Annotated in this window: 19 protein-coding genes; 11 read left to right on the top strand and 8 right to left on the bottom strand. The window is 67.7% G+C overall.

From position 1 onward, the window contains the following. Positions 1-18: 18 nt before the first annotated feature. Complete coding sequence (locus ASC79_RS15830; protein WP_056022412.1) at positions 19-3141, bottom strand: SEL1-like repeat protein; 3123 nt, start codon at positions 3139-3141, stop codon at positions 19-21. 214 nt (positions 3142-3355) lie between these two features. Here ASC79_RS15830 and ASC79_RS15825 point away from each other — a divergent pair, with 214 nt between their 5' ends. Then, on the top strand, positions 3356-3562 hold the full coding sequence (locus tag ASC79_RS15825; RefSeq protein WP_056022415.1) for a hypothetical protein: 207 nt from the start codon (positions 3356-3358) through the stop codon (positions 3560-3562). Between the two features lie 7 nt (positions 3563-3569). Here ASC79_RS15825 and ASC79_RS15820 read toward each other — a convergent pair whose 3' ends face one another. After that, positions 3570-5243, bottom strand: a complete 1674-nt coding sequence (locus ASC79_RS15820) for a bifunctional lysylphosphatidylglycerol flippase/synthetase MprF (protein ID WP_056022418.1) — start codon at positions 5241-5243, stop codon at positions 3570-3572. A gap of 162 nt (positions 5244-5405) precedes the next feature. On the opposite strand from ASC79_RS15820, the gene ASC79_RS15815 reads away from it, so the two are divergent. The 5 genes from ASC79_RS15815 to ASC79_RS15795 all read left to right on the top strand — a co-directional run bounded on the left by ASC79_RS15815 (position 5406) and on the right by ASC79_RS15795 (position 11685). Further along, a complete protein-coding gene (locus tag ASC79_RS15815) occupies positions 5406-6629 on the top strand; it encodes an acyl-CoA dehydrogenase family protein (RefSeq protein ID WP_056022420.1) in 1224 nt (407 codons plus the stop codon). Positions 6630-6705: 76 nt separating this feature from the next. After that, the gene (locus ASC79_RS15810; RefSeq protein ID WP_056022423.1) at positions 6706-7917 is read left to right on the top strand and encodes an acyl-CoA dehydrogenase family protein; all 1212 of its coding nucleotides are present in this window, start codon (positions 6706-6708) and stop codon (positions 7915-7917) included. A gap of 76 nt (positions 7918-7993) precedes the next feature. Further along, the gene (locus tag ASC79_RS15805; RefSeq protein WP_056022425.1) at positions 7994-9202 is read left to right on the top strand and encodes an acyl-CoA dehydrogenase family protein; all 1209 of its coding nucleotides are present in this window, start codon (positions 7994-7996) and stop codon (positions 9200-9202) included. Positions 9203-9299: 97 nt separating this feature from the next. Then, positions 9300-10505 (top strand): acyl-CoA dehydrogenase family protein, encoded by a 1206-nt coding sequence (locus ASC79_RS15800; protein WP_056022428.1) that lies wholly within the window; start codon positions 9300-9302, stop codon positions 10503-10505. 43 nt (positions 10506-10548) lie between these two features. Then, entirely contained in the window at positions 10549-11685 is a 1137-nt protein-coding gene (locus ASC79_RS15795) for an acyl-CoA dehydrogenase family protein (RefSeq protein WP_056022431.1), read from the top strand. Positions 11686-11809: 124 nt separating this feature from the next. On the opposite strand, the gene ASC79_RS15790 is transcribed toward ASC79_RS15795, so the two are convergent. Then, positions 11810-13498, bottom strand: a complete 1689-nt coding sequence (locus ASC79_RS15790; protein ID WP_156378387.1) for a hypothetical protein — start codon at positions 13496-13498, stop codon at positions 11810-11812. 287 nt (positions 13499-13785) lie between these two features. Between ASC79_RS15790 and ASC79_RS15785 the strand changes: the two genes are divergently transcribed. Then, positions 13786-14463, top strand: coding sequence for a hypothetical protein (locus tag ASC79_RS15785; RefSeq protein WP_056022437.1), 678 nt, complete (start codon positions 13786-13788; stop codon positions 14461-14463). Here the strand turns inward: ASC79_RS15785 and ASC79_RS15780 are convergent. Continuing rightward, positions 14460-15281: a MipA/OmpV family protein gene (locus ASC79_RS15780; RefSeq protein WP_056106300.1), complete on the bottom strand. Its 822-nt coding sequence runs from the start codon at positions 15279-15281 to the stop codon at positions 14460-14462. The two genes, ASC79_RS15785 and ASC79_RS15780, sit on opposite strands and share 4 nt — an antisense overlap. A 131-nt stretch (positions 15282-15412) precedes the next feature. On the opposite strand from ASC79_RS15780, the gene ASC79_RS15775 reads away from it, so the two are divergent. Together ASC79_RS15775 and ASC79_RS15770 are read left to right on the top strand one after the other, a co-directional pair. Further along, positions 15413-16165 (top strand): hypothetical protein, encoded by a 753-nt coding sequence (locus ASC79_RS15775; protein WP_056106297.1) that lies wholly within the window; start codon positions 15413-15415, stop codon positions 16163-16165. 106 nt (positions 16166-16271) lie between these two features. Further along, entirely contained in the window at positions 16272-16670 is a 399-nt protein-coding gene (locus ASC79_RS15770) for a PEGA domain-containing protein (protein ID WP_235528765.1), read from the top strand. On the opposite strand, the gene ASC79_RS15765 is transcribed toward ASC79_RS15770, so the two are convergent. From ASC79_RS15765 to ASC79_RS15755, 3 genes are all read right to left on the bottom strand, one after another. After that, positions 16671-17513, bottom strand: coding sequence for a hypothetical protein (locus ASC79_RS15765; protein WP_056022446.1), 843 nt, complete (start codon positions 17511-17513; stop codon positions 16671-16673). It abuts the gene before it with no gap. Between the two features lie 92 nt (positions 17514-17605). Then, a complete protein-coding gene (locus ASC79_RS15760; RefSeq protein WP_056022448.1) occupies positions 17606-18265 on the bottom strand; it encodes a lysoplasmalogenase family protein in 660 nt (219 codons plus the stop codon). A gap of 105 nt (positions 18266-18370) precedes the next feature. Further along, complete coding sequence (locus ASC79_RS15755; protein WP_056022451.1) at positions 18371-19027, bottom strand: Type 1 glutamine amidotransferase-like domain-containing protein; 657 nt, start codon at positions 19025-19027, stop codon at positions 18371-18373. Between the two features lie 122 nt (positions 19028-19149). Between ASC79_RS15755 and ASC79_RS15750 the strand changes: the two genes are divergently transcribed. Further along, on the top strand, positions 19150-20103 hold the full coding sequence (locus ASC79_RS15750; RefSeq protein WP_056022454.1) for an amidohydrolase family protein: 954 nt from the start codon (positions 19150-19152) through the stop codon (positions 20101-20103). After that, a complete protein-coding gene (locus tag ASC79_RS15745; RefSeq protein ID WP_056022456.1) occupies positions 20058-20579 on the top strand; it encodes a DUF4440 domain-containing protein in 522 nt (173 codons plus the stop codon). Before ASC79_RS15750 ends, ASC79_RS15745 begins: the two co-directional genes overlap by 46 nt. Here ASC79_RS15745 and ASC79_RS15740 read toward each other — a convergent pair whose 3' ends face one another. After that, on the bottom strand, positions 20580-21428 hold the full coding sequence (locus tag ASC79_RS15740; protein WP_162244299.1) for a hypothetical protein: 849 nt from the start codon (positions 21426-21428) through the stop codon (positions 20580-20582). Between the last annotated feature and the right edge of the window lie 237 nt (positions 21429-21665).

The following is a 21665-nucleotide window of genomic DNA, read 5'->3' as shown; positions in this document are numbered from 1 at the left end:
CCCCTTAAACGGCGCGCGTCACCGCGTGAAGACCTGCAGACGTGAAAGTGTGGTCGGATCGAGGGAACCGGTCGCAGCCATGCCCTGATGACGCTGATAGGCCGCGATCGCCATGGTCAGGGCCGGCGACGAACTGCCGTCCGTCGGCCCCTGGTAGTAGGCGAGCCGGGACAGCGCACGCTGGGCCGTGGCGACATCGGCCGCCGAGGCGGTCGGTCCAGCCATGGCCGTCGCGCTGGTTGTCGAGGTCGCGCGGAACCCGCGGGCGGCGCGCTCAGCGACGCTGCGCGCTTCGGCTGAAAGGCTTGCGCGGACCCGCGCGGCGTTGTCGAGCGCCGCCTCGTCGCGGCTGCGCGCGGCGACCAGATACCACTTGTAGGCCTCGGCCGGGTTCTGCGTGACGCCGCGGCCCTGTTCGTAGAGGACGCCGAGATTGAACTGGCTGTCGACCAGGCCAAGGTCAGCGGCCTTGCGGAACCACTGGGCGGCCAAGGTCACGTTCTTCGGACCGCCCTGCCCCTCGGCCAGGGCGATGCCCAGATTGTGCATGGCGGCGCGGTTGCCGCCCTCGGCCGCACGCTCGGTCCAGCGCCGCGCCTCAACCGGATCCTTCTTCAGGCCGGCGCCGCCGTCCATGTAGAGCTTGGCCAGATAGAATTGGGCCGGCGAGTGGCCGAGGTTGGCCGCCTTGCGCAGCTTATCCAGACCGCCGGCTTCTGAAGTCTCCAGCGCCCGCAGGGCGTCGGAATAGAGGCTGGCCAGGGCCGCCGGATCCTCGGTCGCCGGCAAGATCGCCGGAGCCGGAGTGATCGGCTGAGGCGCCAGCGCCACGGCCGCCCGCGCGGTTCCCACGTTCGGAGTGGTGTCCGCCTCGGCGCCCTGGATCTCGCCCGCCTGGTCGCTCTGGAAAACGGCCAGCGCGTCGGCGACCCGCTTGGGCGGCGCCCCGCCCGGCTCGGCGTCGGCCACGAAATAGCTCGCCGCGCCCAGGCTCAGGAACGCTGCGCCGCCTGCCACCAGCAGGGCGGTCTGCAGCGATGAGGACCCGACCGCGCGCTTGCGCAGGCCCAGGCCGGAGAACAGCGAGCGGCCGCCGTCCTTGGGGGGAAGCTTCTCGATCTTGGCGCTGATCTTGGCGCGCTTGGCCTCGGCGGGGCTGGAGGCCGCACGCGCAGCGGCCCGAGCCTGCTCGATGACTTCGCGGGTCGAAAGCTGGCGCACCGGCTCGGCCGGGGCCTCGACGACAGCCTCCAGCTCGACCTCGGTTTCAGGGGCGATCGGCTCGAATGGATCCGCAGAGAATTCCACCTGCGGCTCTTCGGCTGCGGGCTCTTCGAACTCGGCGACCGTGTCGTCTTCGACCTCGGCCTCAGGGGCATCGGCTGGCGGGCTGAACGGCTCGAAGCCGTCGGCGGCTTCAAAGTCCGCCGCGTCGAACACAGGCGAGCTCGTGGGCTGGGGGAATTCGGCGGCCGGAGCCTCGACCTCCTCCGAAGGCTCCTCAGCCGTCGCTGCCTCGGCGAACGCGCTGGCGGGGAGTTCCGGCGCGGCGAAGGCCTGGAGCGCCAGGCCCTCGGCGGCGACCGGCGCCACTGGGCCAAGTTCGCGGAACGGGTCGTGACCGAAGGTGGATCCGGCCGGCTCTTCCCGCGTCAGACGCGGCGCGGCTGGCGCTGCGGCTGCAACGCTCTGCTCGCTCATGCGGCGGTGAGACTCGGCCAAACCGCGGTCGATCGTTTCGCGCGCTTCGCCCAGCAGACGGGCGGTGCGTTCTTCGCTTTGCCGAATCCGCTCAGCCAGATCTTCGGCCGAACGTTCCTGGCGCTGACTGATGCGCTCGCTGACGCGCGCGACCTGCTCGCCGACATCGTCGATGGCCTGGGCGGCGCGGCGCTCGGAGCTGCCGATCCGCTCGGTAAGACGATCGGTGATCTTGCCGATTTCCGCGCCCAGCTTTTCCAGGGCTTCGGCATGAGTGCTTTCCGACCGGCCGAGGCGCTGCTCCATCGCCTGGGCGATGCGGGCCACTTCGCCCCCGACCTGCTCGATGGCGTCGGCGCTGCGATGTTCGGCCGCCTGGACCTGACGGTTCAGGGTGTCGGCCATGGTCAGGACCTCGCGGCCCATTCGCTCGATCGCCTCGCCAGAGCCCTGGTCGACCTTGCGGACCGTCTCGGCCATCTCGCCGAGCTGGCGCTCCATGCGGTCGAAACGACCGCTGGACACGCCTTCGACTTCCTTGGCGATCTCGCCGCGAACATCCTCGACGCGTCGAGAAAGCGTCGCAGCCAGCGCCTCGATCCGGCGCTCGACCTCGGGTCCCATCGCCTTTTCGGCGACGCCGAGGCGACCGTCGAGATTGGCGAAAGCCTGGCCCAGATTGACGAGCGCTTCGGAGGTGCGGGTCTCGGCGTCGGTCAGCCGCGCGTCGACGCGGTTGACCACTTCCTCGAGCAGTCCGGCGGGGTCGCCGCCGCCGGAGGCGAAAATCTGGTCGATCCGCTGCTCCATGGCTTGGATCGTGTCGCGTGTGCGGCCTTCGCCCTCGTAGAGATGGTTGGCGACCTTGCCGAGCGCGGCCTCAAGCGAACGCAAAGCCTCCGCCGAACGCGGCCCGGCGGCCTCCGCCTCAACCCGGCGCAGGCGGTCGGCCAGGCGGGTGTTCTCAGCGCGGGCTTCCTGCACGGCCCCTTCGAACCGGGCGGCGACCGCCACGGCTTCGCGTTCGGCCGCTTCGATGCGGGCCATCGCCTCGTTCAGCACGGCGCCGGCGGCGAGCGCCTCGGGCGTCGGGCGCGGCTCGGGCCGATCGATCTTGCCGCTGAGTCTGTCGAGCGCCATGGCCACACGGCCCATCTCGTCGCCGGGGTGCTGGGGCGCCTCATAGCGGCCGGGCGCAACTTCGAACGCCGCTGGCGCCAATACCGGCTCGCGCGGGGCCTCGACATAGACGCGCTCAGCGCGCGTCTGGCGCTCTTCAAAATAGGCCTGAGAGGTAATCTCCTCGGGCGCGTCGTCCTCGAGGATCATGCGATTCAGCCATTCGCCCAGGGTCATGCCGGACCGGCGCGCGAGGTCCTTCGCGACCTCCCTCGCCTTAGGGTCGATCCCCTTGACGCTCCAGGGCGCACCCGACGTCATATCGAATCGTTCTCCCAGCCCATTCTGGACGCTACCACCGATCCCTGGTGTGTAAACGGAAGGTTAACACCAGATATTGGGCCTGGCGCGAAAGCCTGTGGATTGCTGACGCGTCCCCTTACGGAACCAAGCCTCAGCATGGTTAAGGGCTCGTTAAGCGTTAACTACGGGTTCACCTTTGCGCCCGTGCGCAGGCTGCTATAGGCGCTCGAAGATGGATCTGAACGTCACCCTGACGCTGTGCGGCGTCCTGTTGGCCCTCGCGGCCTTCGCCGGCTGGCGCGGCTCCAAGCCGTCGGACCCGATGAAGGGACCGCGGCTGATGCCTTGGCGCTTCATCATGGTGACGGCCAGCGCCTTCGCGCTCTTCATGATGGTTCACGCGGTGAACCTGCTCGGCGTCACGACCGGACGGCGTTAGGCCGCCCTCAGGCCGCGGTCGACAGGCTCGGCGTCTCGTCGGTCTTCTTGGGCCGCTTGGCCAACCCAGAGACCCCGCCCGAAGTCAGCAGGCCCATATCGGCGAGCAGCAGCGGGATCGCCCACTTGTTCGGCGCCGCCATGTAGCGCGGCCGCCAGACCGGATCGTACTTGCCCTTGTAGGCCCGCACGCCCTGGAAATTGTAGATCTCCTCCCCGCGTTCGAAGATCAGCGCGCCGACCCGCGAGAGCACCGGCGCCAGCGGACGATCGTCCAGGCCCGAAAGCGGGGCCATACCGAATTCGATCGCCTGATACCCCTCCCGGCGGCCCCACTCGATCAACTCGACGAACAGGTAGTCCATGATGCGCCGAGGGCCTTCCTCGATGTAGCGCATGAGGTCCATCGAGAAGGCGGTCTTGTTCGCCGTGATCCAGAGCGTGGCGAAGGCGATGATCTTGCCTTCGAAGCGGACGACGCCGACCGGGAATTCCGAGACGTAGGAAGGGTAGAAGCCGCCCATCGAGAAGCTCTTGTCGCCGCCGGCATGATGAACCAGCCAGGCGTCCGAGATCGCCTGCAGCTGCGGCATGATCTCCCAGACCCGGTCGGGCGGAAAGACCTCGAAGGTCGCGCCGGCGTCACCCGCCTGGCGCCACGCCCGGCGCAGGTTGCCGCGCTTGGTGCCCTCGATCGTGAAGGTGTCCAGCGCCACTGCGGCGCTCTCGCCGACCTTGGCGATCGCGAACCCCAACTCAACCACATCCGGCAGGTCCTCGGCGTCGAGGCCATAGAAGCCTGGACGCGCGGCATGGGCGTCGGCCAGCTCTCGAAACCGCCAGAGCAGGTCCATGCACTCGTCCCGACGCCCGACCGGGGCTCCGAGCGAGATCCACGAACGCCCGCGGACTCCAAACATCAGAAAGCTTTCGCCTGACGGCGAGAACAGGAAACGCTTGTCGCCCAACAGGGCGAGATTGGAGCTAGGCTCGGCCTCCTCGGCCTTGCCCAGGATCGCGCGAACCCGCGCCAGTTCGGGATCGTCCTCGCCCACCACCTTGGGCGTCGCCGCCGATGCGAACAGCCGCCAGACGCCGAAGGCGAACAACAGGATCGCCGCGCCCACCCACCCGCGAATGGCGCGGGCCGCATCGGCGTCGGCCATCACGACCCAGAACGGCTTGTCGCCGTAGTCGGCATGCTGGAACGACCAGATGCCGAGCAACCCCGCCCCGACCATGACGGCGAAGGCCGAGAACAGCCATCCGGGCGTGACCTCCATGCTCAGCAGCCGGGCCTTGCGCGGGAATGCGCCGTGGAATGGCAGCAGGGCGACGGCGAACAGGGTCAGCGCCGTGGCCTCCTCCCAGGCGAAGGCCTTGAGCAAGGCGAGCGGGCTGGCGATCAGCAGGGTGAACAGCGTCGCCCACCAGGCCCCGTCCAGCCGGGCACGGAGCCCGAAAGCCAGCAGCACCAAGGCGAGGCCCAGGATGCTCGAGAGGAAGTGGCTGACCTCGATGAGCACCACGGGGGTGATTTCGTAGATCTGCAGGAAGCGGTCAGGAATGGTGGGCGTCGCGCCCGAGGCGAGAAGCATGACCCCCGCCAGCAGCGCCAGAACGGCCGCTGTCGACGGTGCAGCAGCAAAGGCCGCCGGTCTCAGTTCGCGCCAAAACCTCATCCGCCCTCCAATGGCCGCCCGAAGGCGTCCGTATATATCGTGATTTGCGCGCTGGGCAGGGGCGCCCCGTTCAGTCAAACAAGCGTTTCGTTCTGCTTGCTCTTGGGACGCTCGGCGCTAATGTGCCCGCGCGTAAGGCTTTTCCGATCACGGGAGGATTCCATGGCCGACTTTGGCGGCGGCGATCTCGACGCGTTTCGCGGCGAGGTGAAAGCCTGGCTCGAGGCCAACTATCCTGCCGAACTGCGCGATCCCAAGGCCGAGACCGACTATGAAGCGGTCTGGGGCGGTCGCGCCTTCGCCGGTTCGAACGATCCGCAGATCGTGTGGATGCGGCGCATGGCCGAAAAGGGCTGGACCGCGCCGACCTGGCCCAAGGCCTACGGCGGCGGCGGCCTCTCGCCGCAGGAAGCGCGCATCCTCGACCAGGAACTGAGCGCCGGCCGCTACCGCCAGCCGCTGGCGTCGTTCGGCGTCTGGATGCTCGGCCCCGTCCTGCTGGAGTACGGCTCGGAGGAACAGAAGCAGGAGTACCTGCCCAAGATCGTCCGTGGCGAGATCCGCTGGTGCCAGGGCTATTCCGAGCCCGGCGCCGGCTCCGACCTCGCCGGCCTGCAAACCCGTTGCGAGGACAAGGGCGACCACTGGCTGATCAACGGCCAAAAGGTGTGGACTTCGTACGCCAACAAGGCGGACTGGTGCTTTTGTCTGGTCCGTACCGATTTTTCGAAGAAGCACGAGGGCATTTCGTTCGTGCTGATCGACATGACGACGCCGGGGGTGGAGACGCGCCCGATCCAGTTGATCTCGGGCGAGAGCCCGTTCTGCGAGACCTTCTTCAGCGACGTGAAGCTGCCCAAGGACGCGCTGGTCGGCAAGGTCAACGGCGGCTGGGAGATCGCCAAGCGGCTGCTGCAGTACGAGCGCCAGAACATCTCGGGCGGCTTCGGCGGCGGCGGCGGCGCGGGCGGCGCGGCCGGCGACCTGGCCCAGATCGCCAAGAGCTATGTCGGCGCCGACGCCGACGGCGTGCTGGCCGACCCGGACCTGCGCACCCGCATCACCAAGAACAAGATGGACTTCGACTGCTTCTACAAGACCATCGCCCGCGTGGCGGCGGAGTCGAAGGCCTCCAACGGCCCCAGCGCCGCGACCTCCATCATCAAGTACGCCGCGGCGACCTTCGCCCAGGAGCGGTCGGAGCTGATGGTCGAGGCCATGGGCGCCCAGGCCCTGGGCTGGGAGGGCGAAGGCTTCACCCCGCTGGAGCTCACCGCCACCCACGGCTGGCTGCGTTCGAAGGGCAACTCCATCGAGGGCGGCACGTCGGAGGTGAACCTCAACGTGGTGTCCAAGCGGGTTCTCGGACTGCCCGACCCCAAGTAAGTGTGAACGGCGACGCCCTGTTCTTCGGGCGTCGTCCTTGATTTGATCGACCTGATTTCAAGAGGCGAGATTTCCCATGGCTGACTTCGGCGGCGACGACCTGCAGGCCTTCCGCAGCGAGGCGGCGGCCTGGCTGGATGCGAACTTCCCCAAGGCCCTGGCCGCCGATCCGGCCGCCCAGGTCGCCAAGGCGAGCGGCGGCGTCGAGACGCCGGACGCGCTGGCCTGGCGCAAGGCCATGGGCGCCAAGGGCTGGGGCGTGCCGACCTGGCCGGCCGAGTACGGCGCCGGCGGCCTGACCCGCCAGCAGGCCCGCGTCCTGCAGGAAGAAATGGCCAAGATCGGCGCCCGCAACCCGATCGGCGGCATGGGCGTGATGATGTTCGGCCCGACCCTGATCGAGTACGGCACCGAGGAGCTGAAGCGCCAGCACCTGCCGGGCATCATCAACGGCGACGTCCGCTGGTGCCAGGGCTACTCCGAGCCGGGCTCCGGCTCCGACCTCGCCTCGCTGCAGACCCGCGCCGAGGACAAGGGCGACCACTACCTGGTGAACGGTTCGAAAATCTGGACGAGCGGCGCAAACACCGCCGACTGGTGCTTCTGCCTGGTGCGGACTGACACCTCGAAGAAGCATGAGGGCATCTCGTTCCTGCTGATCGACATGACCTCGCCCGGCGTCGAGGTCCGCCCGATCCTGCTGATCAACGGCACCTCGCCGTTCTGCGAGACCTTCTTCACCGACGTCGTCGTGCCCAAGAACCAGCTGTTCGGCCCGCTGAACGGCGGCTGGACGGTGGCCAAGCGCCTGCTGCAGTTCGAGCGCGACAACATCTCGGCCGGCCTCGGCGGCGGCTCGATCGGCGCGCCGGTCAACGCCCTGACCGTCAAGAGCGCCGCCAAGCAGTATGTCGGCCTCGACGAGAGCGGCGTGCTGAGCGACAGCGACCTGCGCCGCCGCATCACCGAGCACCTGATGGAGGTCCAGTCCTTCCAGCAGACCGTCCGCCGCGCCGCCGACGAGGCCAAGGCCGGCAACGGTCCCTCGGCCGCGACCTCGATCATGAAGTACATGGGCGCCAAGATCGCCATGGACCGCAACGAACTGATCGTCGAAGCGCTGGGCACGGCCGGGATCGGCTGGGGCGGCGAAGGCTTCGACGGCCCCGAGCTGGCGGCCGTCCGCACCTGGCTCCGCTCGAAGGGAAATTCGATCGAAGGCGGCACCTCGGAGATCAATCTGAACGTCGTTTCGAAACGAGTGCTAGGCCTGCCCGACCCCAAGTGATTTCATAGACCCCGCCCGGAAACGGGAGCGCGAACTATAATCGTCGCTAAGATAATGATTATTAGGGAGAATTTTCATGGCTGACTTTGGCGGCCCCGATTTGGAAGCCTTCCGCGCCGAGGCCAAGGAGTGGCTCGAGGCGAATTTCCCGAAGTCCCTGGGCAAGGACGTGGCGGCTCAGACCGCCGCGATGATGAGCCCTGAGGCCCCCACCGGCGACCAGGCGGTCTGGAAAGAACGCATGGGCGCCAAGGGCTGGGGAACCCCGACCTGGCCGAAGGCCTATGGCGGCGGCGGCCTCAGCGGCCCCGAAGCCCGGGTCCTGGCCCAGGAAATGGCCAAGATCGGCGCGGTGAACCCGATCGGCGGCATGGGCGTGGGCATGTTCGGCCCGACGCTGCTGGAATACGGCACCGAGGAACAGAAGAAGAAGTATATCCCCGACATCGTCACCGGCAAGATCCGCTGGTGCCAAGGTTTCAGCGAGCCGGGCGCAGGTTCCGACCTGGCCGCCCTGCAGACCAAGGCCGAAGACAAGGGCGATTACTGGCTCGTGAATGGTTCGAAGATCTGGACCAGCGGCGGCCAATACGCCGACATGATCTTCTGTCTTGTTCGCACCGACCAGACCCGCAAGCATGAAGGCATCTCGTTTGTTGTCTTCGAGATGCACCAGCCGGGCGTCGAAGTCCGTCCGATCCGCCTGATCGCCGGCAACAGCCCGTTCTGCGAAACCTTCTTCACCGACGTGAAGGTGCCGAAGGAAAACCTGGTCGGCCCGCTGAACGGCGGCTGGACGGTGGCCAAGCGCCTGCTGCAGCACGAGCGCAGCGGCATGAACGGCGGCCGCGGGGCCGGCGGCTCCAACGGTTCGCTGGGCGTGATGGCCAAGAAGTACGTGGGCGAGGACGAACAGGGCCGCCTGGACGACCCCGATCTGCGCACCCGCATCATCCTGAACGAGATCGACCAGCGCGCCGTGGCCCAGACCGTGGTCCGCGCGGCGCTGGAGGCCAAGGGCAATTCCGGCCCGTCGGCGGCGACCTCGATCATGAAGAACGCCTTCATGAAGGCCACCCAGGACCGCGCCGAACTGACCCTCGAGGTCATGGGCCACCAGGGCCTGGGCTGGGAAGGCGACGACTTCAGCGAGGAGGAGCGCACCGCGGTCCGCACCTGGCTGTCGGGCAAGGCCGGTTCGATCTACGGCGGGTCCAACGAAGTGCAGAGCAACATCATTTCCAAGCGCATCCTGGGACTCCCAGACCACACGCAGAACCACTAGTGTGATTTCGAACCAGGCTGTTTGCGCCATGTCATTTCGCATGGCGCGAACGGCCGCGAGTTTTCAAACGACCTGATTTTTCTAGGAGACTATTTCAATGGCAGATTTTGGCGGCGGCGATCTCGACGCCTTCCGGACGGAAGTGCGCGGCTGGGTCGAAGCCAACTTCCCCGCGGGCCTGAAGGGCAAGCCCAACCCGATGATGCGCGAAGAGCGCAGCAATCCGAGCCCCGACCAGGAAGCCTGGCGCAAGGCCGTCGGCGAAAAGGGCTGGGGCACCCCGACCTGGCCGGCCGAATACGGCGGCGGCGGACTGTCGTCGGCGGAAGGCCGCGTCATCCAGCAGGAATTCCAGCGCGCCGGCGCCTACAACCCGATCGGCGGCATGGGCGTGATGATGTTCGGCCCGACTCTGCTTGAGTACGGCACCGACGCCCAGAAGAAAGAGCACATTCCGCCGATCTGCCGTGGCGACCTGCAATGGTGCCAAGGTTTCTCCGAGCCGGGCGCCGGTTCCGACCTGGCCTCTCTTCAGTGCAAGGCTGAAGACAAGGGCGACCATTACCTGGTGAACGGCCAGAAGATCTGGACGAGCGGCGCTCAATACGCCGACTGGTGCTTCTGCCTGGTGCGTACGGACACCTCCAAGAAGCATGAAGGCATCTCCTTCGTGCTGTTCACCATGCATCAGCCGGGCGTCGAAGTTCGCCCGATCCCGCTGATCGCCGGCAACTCGCCCTTCTGCGAAACCTTCCTGACCGACGCCCGCGCCGAGAAGAAGGACCTGGTCGGCCCGCTGAACGGCGGCTGGACCATCGCCAAGCGCCTGCTGCAGCACGAACGTTCGGGCCTGTCGGGCGCCGGCGGCGGCGGTTACGCCGGCGGCCGCACCCTGCCGAAGCTGGCCAAGGACTATGTGGGCGTGGACGAGCAAGGCCGCCTGGCCGACACCGACCTGCGCACCCGCATCATCCTGAACGAGATCGACGGCCGCGCTTTCCAGCAGACCGCCATCCGCGCGATGATGGAAGCCAAGGGCAATTCCGGCCCGTCGGCGGCGACCTCGATCATGAAGAACGCCGGCACCCGCTGGATGCAGGACAAGGCCGAACTGACCCTGGAAATCATGGGTCACCAGGGCCTGGGCTGGGAAGGCGACACCTTCACCGGCGAAGAGCTGGGCGCCGTGCGCTCGTGGCTCGGCGGCAAGGCCACCACGATCTATGGCGGCTCGCAGGAGGTGCAGAACAACATCATCTCCAAGCGCATCCTGGGCCTGCCCGACCTGACGCAAAACAACTAACCATCAGAACAACCACAGAATTTTCGAGAATAGGATTTAAGACATGGCCGTTCTGAACGAAGAACAGAGCATGCTCCGCGACGCGGCGAAGAGCTGGGTCCAGGAAAAGAGCCCGGTGACCGCCTTCCGCAAGATGCGCGACTCGGGCGTCGAGCTGGGCTACGACGCCGCCGCCTGGAACGAGCAGGCTGAAATGGGCTGGGCCGGGGTCATCATCCCGGAAGACTTCGGCGGGTCGAACTTCGGCTACCTGTCGATGGGCCTGATCCTCGAGGAGATGGGCCGCACGCTCACCGCCTCGCCGCTGCTGGCCTCGGGCCTCGCGGCCGCCAGCGCCCTGATCCTGGGCGGCAACGACGCCCAGAAGGGCGAGTACCTGCCCAAGATCGCCGACGGCTCGCTGGTCGCCACGCTCGCCGTGGACGAAGGCGCGCACCACGCCCCTGAGAAGGTCGCGCTGGAAGCCAAGAAGGGCGGCGCCGGCTACGTGCTGAACGGCAAGAAGACCTTCGTGCTCGAAGGTCCGGCCGCCGGCCTGTTCGTGGTCTCGGCCCGCACCAGCGGCAAGCCGGGCGACAAGGACGGCATCAGCCTGTTCCTGGTTCCCGCCGACGCCAAGGGCGTGACCAAGCAGAACCTGAAGCTGGCTGACAGCCGCGGCGCGTCGAACGTCTCGTTCGACAACGTGGAAGTCTCCGCCGACGCCCTGCTGGGCGCCGAAGGCAAGGGCTGGGACGTTCTGGAAGCCACCCTCGACCGCGCCCGCGCCGGCGTCAGCGCCGAAATGCTCGGCGCCGCCGTCCAGGCCTTCGAGACCACCCTCGACTACCTGAAGGTCCGCGTTCAGTTCGGCCAGGTCATCGGTTCGTTCCAGGCCCTGCAGCACCGCGCGGCCAAGATGTTCACCGACCTGGAACTGGCCCGCTCGGCCGTCGAAGCCGCCCTGGCGGCGATCGACGCCGGCTCGCCGGACGTGCCGGAGCTGGTCTCGCTGGCCAAGGCCAAGATGGGCGACGTCTTCCACCTCGTCTCCAACGAGATGGTCCAGATGCACGGCGGCATCGGCATGACCGACGCCCACGACGCGGGCTTCTACATGAAGCGCGCCCGTGCGGCCGAGGCGGCCTATGGCAGCCAGTCGTACCATCGCGACCGCTACGCCAAGATCCAAGGCTACTAAGAGCTTCGCGCCTCGGGCAGCCGAGGCGCGGGAGATCTGACGAAACCCCGCCGGTGCGAGCCGGCGGGGTTTTTGTTTGGGGGAGATATCGGATCGTCCCGCCGGAAGCGTGTGGGTCTGCCCCTCAGTGCCTCAGCAGGCTAAGCGCCCCCTGCACGACAACACATGCAAAGGCTCCAGTTACGCCAAAAACGATTGCTGTCTTGCCGTAGGAAAGTGCTCGCTGCTCCGCCGTACTATCTTCGGGAAGAAGTAAGGTCGAATGCAGATATTCAACCGGCTGCCCCACCACAAAGGCTAGGAAACGAGCCAAGAACTGCGTCACCAGTACACTTGCGCTCAGAAGGATCGGCAGCAGTGACAACAGGGAGGCCAGAAAAAACGCGTACGCGGCAAGCGCTGCGTTCTTGGCAGTCACAGAAACGGCCGAAGACGCACCAGCGTCGCCAGCCATGCGCTCATAGAGCATCCAAACCATCAGGCGAGGTCCATCTAGGATCGCCAGCCAAGCCGTCGAAACTTTGCCATCCTCGCCCATCGTCCACGCACCGATGTGCCGAGCGACACCTTCCGCCAACAGTGAAGTGGCACCAAGGATCAAAAGCGCGCCGAGCGCGCACGCAAGACCCGTCCCGATGTTGAGCCCTAACCAGAGGCCCATGCGGCTCAAAGATGGACTCTGTTTGGCGCGAGTTAGCACATACCGCGTGACCCCCACTGAGGCCCAATCTGGCACCGCGCTGGCAAAGATAACACCGCAGACGAAGATCGCCATCGGGATGAGATAGGCAAAGCCCAACCCGAGCACGACCTTCGCGATGCCAAGCTCAGATGCCGATCCAGCGTCGAAGGTGGCGAAGAGGCTGAGTGCCGACAATGCGACAAGTGCTGACTGGAGGCGAATACGCGGCCTAGGCGTCAGCGCGTAGACACAACAAGCGAGCGCGCCAATTGCGCCAACCACCGCAAACGCAGTCTCGACTTTGAAAATCAAACCGATGTCGCCAGCACGCGTGGCGCGCTGCAAGACGTCGAGCCCCATCGCCAATGCCACGAACAAAAGGGTCCACACTAGAAATTGGATCGCGAGTTGGACGGGAGCTAGCGGCCCATGCACGGCAATTGCACGTATGACGCTATAAGCTAGACAGACGACCAAGCCCCCGAAAAAGAGGCGAGCGATTGGCGGCTCAAAGCCCAAACCGGTGATCAGTGATAAGATACAGATCGCCACGAAAGGAAGCATTCCGCGTGGGGCTTGGACAATGGCAGAAGCGAAGCTATCTCGGGGCCCTGCCCGCTGCACCGGGCGTCGTATGGCAATCAGTGCTCGCCAGAATCCCCACCCGACCGCAAACAACACGCCCAGCAACGCCATCGAGAACGTTGCATCAGATATGTTTAAACCGTTTTCGTAGGTTAGTATAACGACCAACCCGATCACAAAACCGAGTGGAAATAGGAAAAAATAGTAAGATGCTGCGATCCAAGCGCTCATTTTCCACGCCTTGACGGTGAAAAATGACCCTATTTTTCCATCTTCAGATCTTGCTGACCCGTATATCGCCACCATTATTCTAAGTATAAGTGATACTCCGGCGCGGACGTAATCTATCCAGGGCGTATTCGATATCCAGGCGAGCGTACGAACCAGCCGATCATGATTGCGTTCGTGAGACGTCGGCTTGGTCCAGAATCTATAGACTCCGGATATTACACCCGCCAACATGGCGATCTTGCCGACTTCCTCAAATAAGCCGTCGAGTAGCAATTTTTCGCCTCCCACGCGCAGTAATACTGCAAGCATGCCCATTGGGCATAGTCACCGTCAAAGTTGGTGCGCATTGCCGCTTAACGCTGATCATGCATTCACTTCATTTCAGCGAGCGATTGCCAGCCTAACCTGCTCGGACGTCCTCGTCTGCCCGTGGAGGCCCCGAAGACGGAAGAGCGACCAGAGTGAACTCCTGAAGGGAAGACGCATCGGTCGCGTTCTGGGAAAGCGCCACTTTACGAGGGGTTCGAGCGATGCTGTCTGGGAGGCGGTGACTGGGTCGGCCACGTCCGCTTCCGACGCCCCGCCGCGCCATACTCCACGCCATGGCCCGCGCTCCGTCCCCTCCCCTGCCCGCCATCGACCACGTCGGCGGCTACAAGCACAGCCAGTACGATCCGCGCATCGGCTGGGAGATCTGCCAGCGGATGTGCGACGGGCTGACGATCAGGGAGATCGCCGCCGATCCGGACATGCCGTGCTACGCCACCATCTATCGCTGGCGGCGGATGCATGCGGACTTCGCCGAGATGTACGACGGCTGCCGCGACAAGCTGGCCCGCAAGCATCAGTTGGAGAACGCCTCCTGGGACGCGGCGCGGGCGGGGTGGCGCGAGGCCGAGATCGCGGGGGGCCTGCGGCGGCGGCGGCCGGCGGGGGCCGGGCGCAAGAGCACCTATACCTTGGAGGCGGCGCAGGCGGTGTGCGAGCGGCTGGCGGAGGGCGAGGCCCTGAGCGCCATCTGCGCCCGCCCAGGGACGCCCTCGCTGAAGGCGGTCTATACCTGGCTGAAGCGGTTTCCGGAGTTCGAGGCCATGTACCTGGCCGCGCGCGAGGAACAGCGCATGTGGCTGGAGCTGGAGATCGAGCACGTGATCGGGACCTGCCGCTCGCGAGAACTGACGCAGGCCAGGGCGCTGGTGGCGAAGCTGCAGGGGCGGATGGGGCGGCTGACGCCCAAGCGCTATCGCCCTGACGGCCGGGTCTGGACGCGCCCCGACTAGCGCCCCAGCGTGTAGCGCACGCTGAGGCTGGCGCTGAACTGATCCTCCGAGCCCAGGTCGGCGACGATGGGGCTGTCGGCGGCCTCGCCCGTCAGCCGCCAGTAGGTGGCGGAGGCCTCGAGGCTCCAGCGGGGGTTCACCTTGTAGGCGGCGCTGACCAGGGCGCCCGGCGTCCAGGTGTCGTCGCTGGGGGCATAGGGGCGCACGCCGCTGCGGGCCGCGTCGGCCGGGGTGACGGCGAAATAGGTGCGGGTGAAGTCCGCGTCGCTCCATTCCAGGCGCGGGCCGGCGGAGAACACCCAGCGGTCGTGGCGGACGAAGGCGTCGGCGCCCAGGCCGCCCACCCAGCTCTCGTGGCCGCCGAAGCCGCGGCGCGCCTCGGCCCGCACGCGCAGCCAGTCGGCGGGCCACCAGTTGACGAAGACCCCGGCCTCGACCGCGCCGTCGATCTCCTCGAAGCCGGCCAGGTCGTTGTCGTCGTCGCGCGAGGAGCGCCAGCGGCCGGCCAGGCCCGCGGTCAGCGGCCCCTGGCCGAGCAGGCCGATGCTGACGCCGTCGTCCGGGGCGCTGAAGGCGACCGGGGCGGCGTTGCGCGGGGACAGCACCACCGCGCCGGTGAACCAGGGCTGGTAGTCGTCCGAGCCGAGATAGTCGGGGGCGTAGCGCACGCCGGCGCGGACGCTTTCGAGCGTCCAGCCGAACAGCTCGGGGGCCGCGATCTCCTGGGCGGCGGCCGGCGAGGCGATGGCGAGCGCGGCGGCGCCGAGCGCCACGGGGCGGCGCCGGGCGAAGCGGCTGGCGGATCGGAATAGGCGCATCGGCGAGCCCCTCTGCCCGTTGGCAGGCAGGGAACGCGCGGCTGCAATGTTCGGTTGCCGCCGCCCCTTGAGCTTGACCGCAACGTCTGGTGTAGAGGCGCGCCCGCCGGGGCGTGTGCAAGGGACGTAGCGTGGTCGGCCAATCTCTCGGAACCAGTTTTCCGGACGCCGGGGACCCGCAGACGCCGAGCGACGTCGCCGTGGTCATGCCGACGGTGCTGCGCGCCTCGATCACGGCGGCGGTGGAGTCGGTCTTCCGCCAGGACCTGGACGGCCGGATCCAGGTGCTGATCGGGGTGGACGCGCCCGGGCAGGCGCCGCCCGAGCTGCTGGCGCTGATCGCGCGGCGGCCGGCCAGGGTCTCGGTGATCCTGCTGCAGCTGCCCTACTCGACCTCGATCCGGCACGGCGGCGTGCACCAGGCGACGGACGGCGGGTCGCTGCGCTCGCTGCTGACCTTCATGGCCAACAGCCGGCACGTGGCCTATCTGGACGACGACAACAGCTGGACGCCCGAGCACCTGAGCGGCCTGCTGGCGGCGGTGCAGGGCAAGGCCTGGGCCTACAGCCTGCGCATGCTGGTCGAGGCGGCGAGCGGGCGCGAGCTGGGGATCGACCGCTGGGACTCGGTGGGGCCGGGCCGCGGGCGGTTCGCCGCGCAGGGCGGCTTTGTCGATCCCAACTGCCTGCTCATCGACAAGCTGATCGCGCTGCGCACCCTGGCGCGCTGGTCGCAGGGGCCAGGCATGCAGTCCGACCGCGCCTTCTTCGACGCCATCCGGCTGGGCCAGCACGGCCACGTGCCGCGGGCGACGGCGCGCTACGCCGTGCGGCCGGGCAACAACGTCTTCGCGACGCTCATGGCCCAGGGCGTGGAGTTCTGAGCCGAACGCCGATTCACGGAATCTTGGCGAACTCCACCCATGAGTGTGCACACCAATAGGGTGAGGGGTTGGGGAAATGGTTCGCTTGATGAGGCGCGCAGCGCGCTTGGCCGCCGTCGTCTGCGCGGGATCCACGCTGGCGGCGTGCGCGACGGTGACGCGGGGGACCGAGGACGCCTGGATGATCCACAGCGATCCGTCCGGCGCCAGGGTCGAGACCACCAACGGCCACCAGTGCACGGCCACGCCCTGCGCCATCAAGATGAAGCGCCGGTCGGAGTTCACCGCCACGCTCAGCAAGCCGGGCTACAAGCCGGCGAGCGTGCAGGTGACGCACAGGACCTCCGGCGCCGGGGCGGCCGGGGTGGCGGGCAATGTCATCGTCGGCGGCCTGATCGGCATCGGCGTCGACATGTACAGCGGCGCCTCGCAGGACCTGACGCCCAACCCGGTGACGGTGCGGCTGGAAGCCGACGCGCCGCCCGAGCGGGTGATCATCCAGTAGCTAGCGGCGCAGCACCTTGCCGTGGGTGACGGCCGAGCGGGCGTGGATCAGGTCGGTCCAGGTCCAGTCGCCGTCGCCGACCGCGATGTGGGCCGCGCCGGCCCCGTCGCGCAGCGAGATCAGCACCAGGCCGCGGACCCGCTCGGAGCGGCAGGCCTCGGGCGCATAGGCGATCTCCCAGGTCATGATCTCGCGGACGGCGGCCAGACCGCCGCCTTCCTGGCCGGGATGCACGACCCAGTCGCCGTTCCAGACCATCACCGGCCGGCCGCGATGCGCGCCGGCCATCGCCGCCTGGACGCGGCGGTCCTGGCGCAGCTTGGCCTGCAGCCAGCGCAGCATGTCGCACTCGCCGCCCCCGGCGCCGTCGCCCGATCCGGAGCCTGAGCCCGCGCGGGCGGCGCCGGCGATCTGAGCGTCGGTGAGCTCGACCCCCGAGCCGACGCTGGCGGTCTCGACCCGGCTGGCGGGGACGGTGACCACGTCGGGCGGCGGCGGCCGCGGCGTGGGCCGACGCTTGGGCGGCGGCTTGGCGGGCGTGGGCTTGGGCGTCTCCACCGGGGCGGCGGCCGGGGCCGGCGAGGGTTCGGGATCAGGGGCCGGCGGCGACAGGATCGGGATCGGCTTGGGGATCTCGACCAGTTGCACGACCATCGGCGGCGGCTCGGGCGGCATCGGCTCGGGCTGGCTCGCCAGCATCGGCAGCACGATCAGCCCGTGGAAGATCGTGCTCAGCGCCACCACCACCGGGCGGCGATGGCGCGAGACCCAGGCGCGCAGCCGAAGCTCCGCCCCGGCCCACGACGGGAGATCGTCCGTGATCTTCGCGCCGTCGCCCGCCAAACACACCTCCGCGCGGCAAGGCCGCCAAAATACAACCGGTCCTGCATTCCTCTGGAAAGGGGCGGATTGTGGGCGCCGCCGAAAGGTCGCAGCTAGAGCCGGCGCGCCTGGCGCAGACCGCGGATGACGCCGACGCAGATCAGAAACTGGCCGAAATAGTAGAGGCCCCAGATCGCCAGCCCCACCCAGGCGGCGCTCGCCAGCGGCCCGGCGCGCCCGAAGATCAGCAGGTCGGAGACCACGAACATCACGGCGCCGAGCCCGACCAGAGTGCGCGGGAAGCGGCTGGCCCAGGCGCAGGCGGCCATGATCGCCAGGCCAAGCGAGTAGAGCGCCGCGCCCGCGCCCAGGCTGCGGTCGGTCGGCAGCAGATAGGCGGCGACGGCCACCGCCGGCACGAGCACCGCGATCAGCAGCTTGTCGGCGTTGGTCAGCCCGCGGCGGCGGTAGCGCAGATAGAGGCCGATGGCGATCAGGTGGCCGACCAGGAACGCGACCGCGCCGACATTGAGGCCGTGGGTCTCCAGCAGCACGTCGCCGAGCGCGCCGAACGCCATGACCGCGCACAGCAGCAAGCCGTCGAAGTTGCGGGCCTGGAGGCCGGCATAGACCGCCAGCAGCGCCACGCCAGCGCCCTTCCAGACCGTGCCGACAGCTTCGGGCAGCGCCATGTTCCAGGAGGCGAAATAGCTCACCCCCGCGATCACCGACGCGGCCAGCACCAGCCAGGCCAGCGGGCTCTTGCGCTCCATGGTTCGTCTCCCCCCGATTTGTTGGCTGCAAGTCTAGCTTCGCCGTGGGCGCGCCGTCACCACCGGCGCGGCGGGCGCATGCGCAAAGATCGTAAAGCCGGAGCCCTAGCCGGCGCCGACGAGCTCAATCTGATCCCCTGCCCGCACGATCGCCTGACCATCGCGCAGGGTGCGGTGGGCGATGCCCTGCAGCGCCAGCCAGTCGGCGCTGAGCCTTGCCGCGTCCGCCTCCGGATGGTCGGAAGCGAAATGCGGGACGATGACGAAGTCCACGAGGCAGAGGCCGTCATAGATCGGGGCGGGATCGTAGCCTTCGGCGACCTCGTCCGGCGCGTCCATCAGGTCGACGCCGCGCAGGCTGGAGCCGGCGACGCAGGCCCCCGCGCTCCAGCCGCCATAGGCGAGACTGTCCTCGGCCAGCCGTCGCTGGAGGACGCCGTCGAGGCCGCTCTGGGCCATCGCCCGGCGCAGCAGGAAGGTGTTGCCGCCGACCGCCCAGACCATGCCGACGTCCTGCAACTCGCGCTCAAGGCCCGCGGCGTCGCCGAACCAGCGGCGCAGGTCGAGATCGAACGGCGAAAAGCCAAGGTCGGCGAGATCGGCCAGCGGGTCGTGGACGTTGCGCGCATAGGCGCGGCGCGACTCGTCCGGGACCAGGTCGAGGGCGTTGGAGACCACCGCGACGCGCGCGCCGGCCGGAACCAGGCCGGCCAGCCGATCGACCGCCGATCCGAAGCGATAGGACGAGAGATAGAGCCGCATGAGACGAGCATGAGCCAACGGCCGCAGCGACTCCAGCGCTTCTCCCGGCCCGGTCGGTCGAGCTAGGGTGGCCTCATAAGGGCCTTGAGGCCCACTGATTCATTAGGAATGAGACACGCCCCATGATGATCATCGATTTCGAATGCGACACGCCGACCAAGGAAGCGGTCGAGGACACGGTGCGGCTGATCAAGTCCGGGCGCGGGTTCGACAAGGAAGGCTACGCCCAGCAGATGGCGCCCGGCTGGGCCGCCCAGATCGGCATGAGCCTTGAGGAATTCAACGCGGCCAAGGAAACCGAGGGCCTGACCTCGCTGGCGCTGAAGCTGTGCGACGTCGACATGACCCGGGCGATGAGCCACGAGCAGGTGATCGGCATGCTCGACACCGCCCAGGTCCAGTACGCCTGCATCGGCAACGCCGGCCGCCGCGCCAGCAACGAGGACGTCGCCAAGTTCGCGGCCGAGTATCCCGACCGCCTGATCCCCTGGTTCCGCATCTGGGGCGACGAGGGCGAGGACGGCGTCGCGGCGCTGGAACGCGGCGTGCGCGAGTGGGGCTGCAAGGGCTTCGAGATCTCGTCCTACCGCGAGGAGCGCTACATCAACGACCCAGCGTACTGGCCCTTCCTGGCCAAGTGCGTCGAGCTGGACATCCCGGTGCGGATCACGGCCGGCCTGCACCTGCTGTCGGACCGACCCTATGATTATGCGCACCCGAAGTATCTGGACGAGGTGGCGGTTCGGTTCCCTGAGCTGCGTATCGTCGCGGGCCTGACCGGCTGGCCCTGGGTGGCGGAGACCTGCGCCATCGCCTCGCGCCACAAGAACATCTTCGTCGACTTCGCCTGCAAGCGCGTGAAGCACCTGCTGGCGCCTGGCGCGGGATACGAGGCGCTGATCTATTACGGAGCCCGCAACCTGCAGGACAAGATCATCTTCGCCACCGGCTGGGGCACCCAGATGGTCCCGCTGCACCAGCTGGTCGCCGAGACCGATGAACTGCCGCTGAAGCAATCCGTCCGCGAGAAGTGGATGGGCGGCAACGCGGCCCGCGCCCTGGGGCTCGACCGCTGAGGCTGCTGCCCCTCCTGCTGGCGGCGGCGCTGATCGCGCCGCCCGCCCATGCGGCGGCGCCCCGGCTGACGGAGGCGCAGGCGCGGGCCTTCGCCCAGAAGCAGGAGGCGGCCTGGAACGCGCGCGACCTGGACGGCTACTTTGCGCTGTTCACCAGGGACGCGGTGTTCATCGACCAGACCCGCGACATCAAGAACGGCGGGATGATCCCCTATGGCCGCAGCGGCCTGGCCCAGGCGAAGGCCCAGGCGGCGAAGTTCCTGGCGGGGGCGACGTCGATGGAGCGCGGCGTGGTCGACAAGGTAGAGATCGCCGCCGACGGTCGCAGCGCCCGGCTGATCGGCCGCGAGGTGACGACGATCCAAAGCAAGGGCCGCACGCGCCGGGCCTGCGCCGACACCGAGCAGACGCTGGTGCAGGTCGGCGGCGAGATCCGGTCCAAGGGCCAGACCGACACCATCACCCGCTGCCGCTAGCTAGGGGCTGGCGGCTGGCCCGGCGTCCTGGATGCGGAAGCGGTCGTAGGCCGAGCCGGGCGTGGCCTTGAACGACTCCACCAGCCGCTCCATTGGCCCCTGCCCCTCGCGGACGCCGCCTCCGGTCGGACGATCGATGTCGACGATCAGCAACAGCGACATCGACAGCATGAAGAGCATGACGGCGGCCGCCGAGCGGCCGCGCTTTCCGACGAACACATAGCCAAGCACGCCGGCGGTCACGATCACATAGATCACCAGGACGACGAAAACCTCGGTCGGCACGCGAACCAGACGGGCCGCCTTTCGCGAGGCGTCCAGGTCGATCAGCGTGTTCATGCTCTCAAGATAGGCGCTGGAGAAGTCCAGCCCCTTGATGGTCTGGAAGGCCGAGGCGGTGGCGGCCCAGAGCTCGGTGACCAGGCGGTCGTTCTTCACGAGCAGCTGCGGATTCCTGGCGACGTTGGACTTGCCGAGCGCCACGCGGTTCTCGGCATAGTCGACCAGCAGGCCGCTGATCCGGGCGCGGTGCGGTTCGTCCAGCAACTGGGTGCGCAGGTAGGTGGTGCCGATGGCGTTGGCCTCCTGCATCACCAGCATGCGGCGCGTTTCGAAACGATCCACGGCGAGCGCAAAGGTGAAGCCCATCAGCAAGGCCAGCAGGCCGAGAACGCCCGAGACCATGTAGCTCTCGCCATCGCCGACGCCGTCGTCCTTCCCACGGCGATCCCGCAGATGCTGGCGCTTGATCATGACCCCCGTGGCCACCGCCAACGCCATGAGCACCAGGACAGCGCTGCCGAGAACGAGCATCGGCGCGCCATCCACCCAGCCGATCAAAACGTCCATGAACTTCTCCTGACAGACGTTCAGGATCATGCGTCGGAGCCTGAGGGCCTATCGGGGAAAACCCTGAGGACAGCGCCGCTTGGCGCCCCGTCCCCTCCAAGCGATGCGACAGCGCCCGGCAACGGCCTTCGGCTCAGGGCCAAGTCAGCCAGCCGCCTGATTTGGCGCGTCGAGGTGGGTGCCGCAGAGCGTGCGCTTTCGCCAGCCCTGTCGCAGGATGTGGAAGCGACCGGGGCC

Origin of the sequence: Phenylobacterium sp. Root1290 (genome assembly GCF_001425305.1) — a bacterium.
Classification (GTDB): Bacteria; Pseudomonadota; Alphaproteobacteria; order Caulobacterales; family Caulobacteraceae; genus Phenylobacterium.
This window is presented reverse-complemented; position numbering and strand designations above follow the sequence as displayed.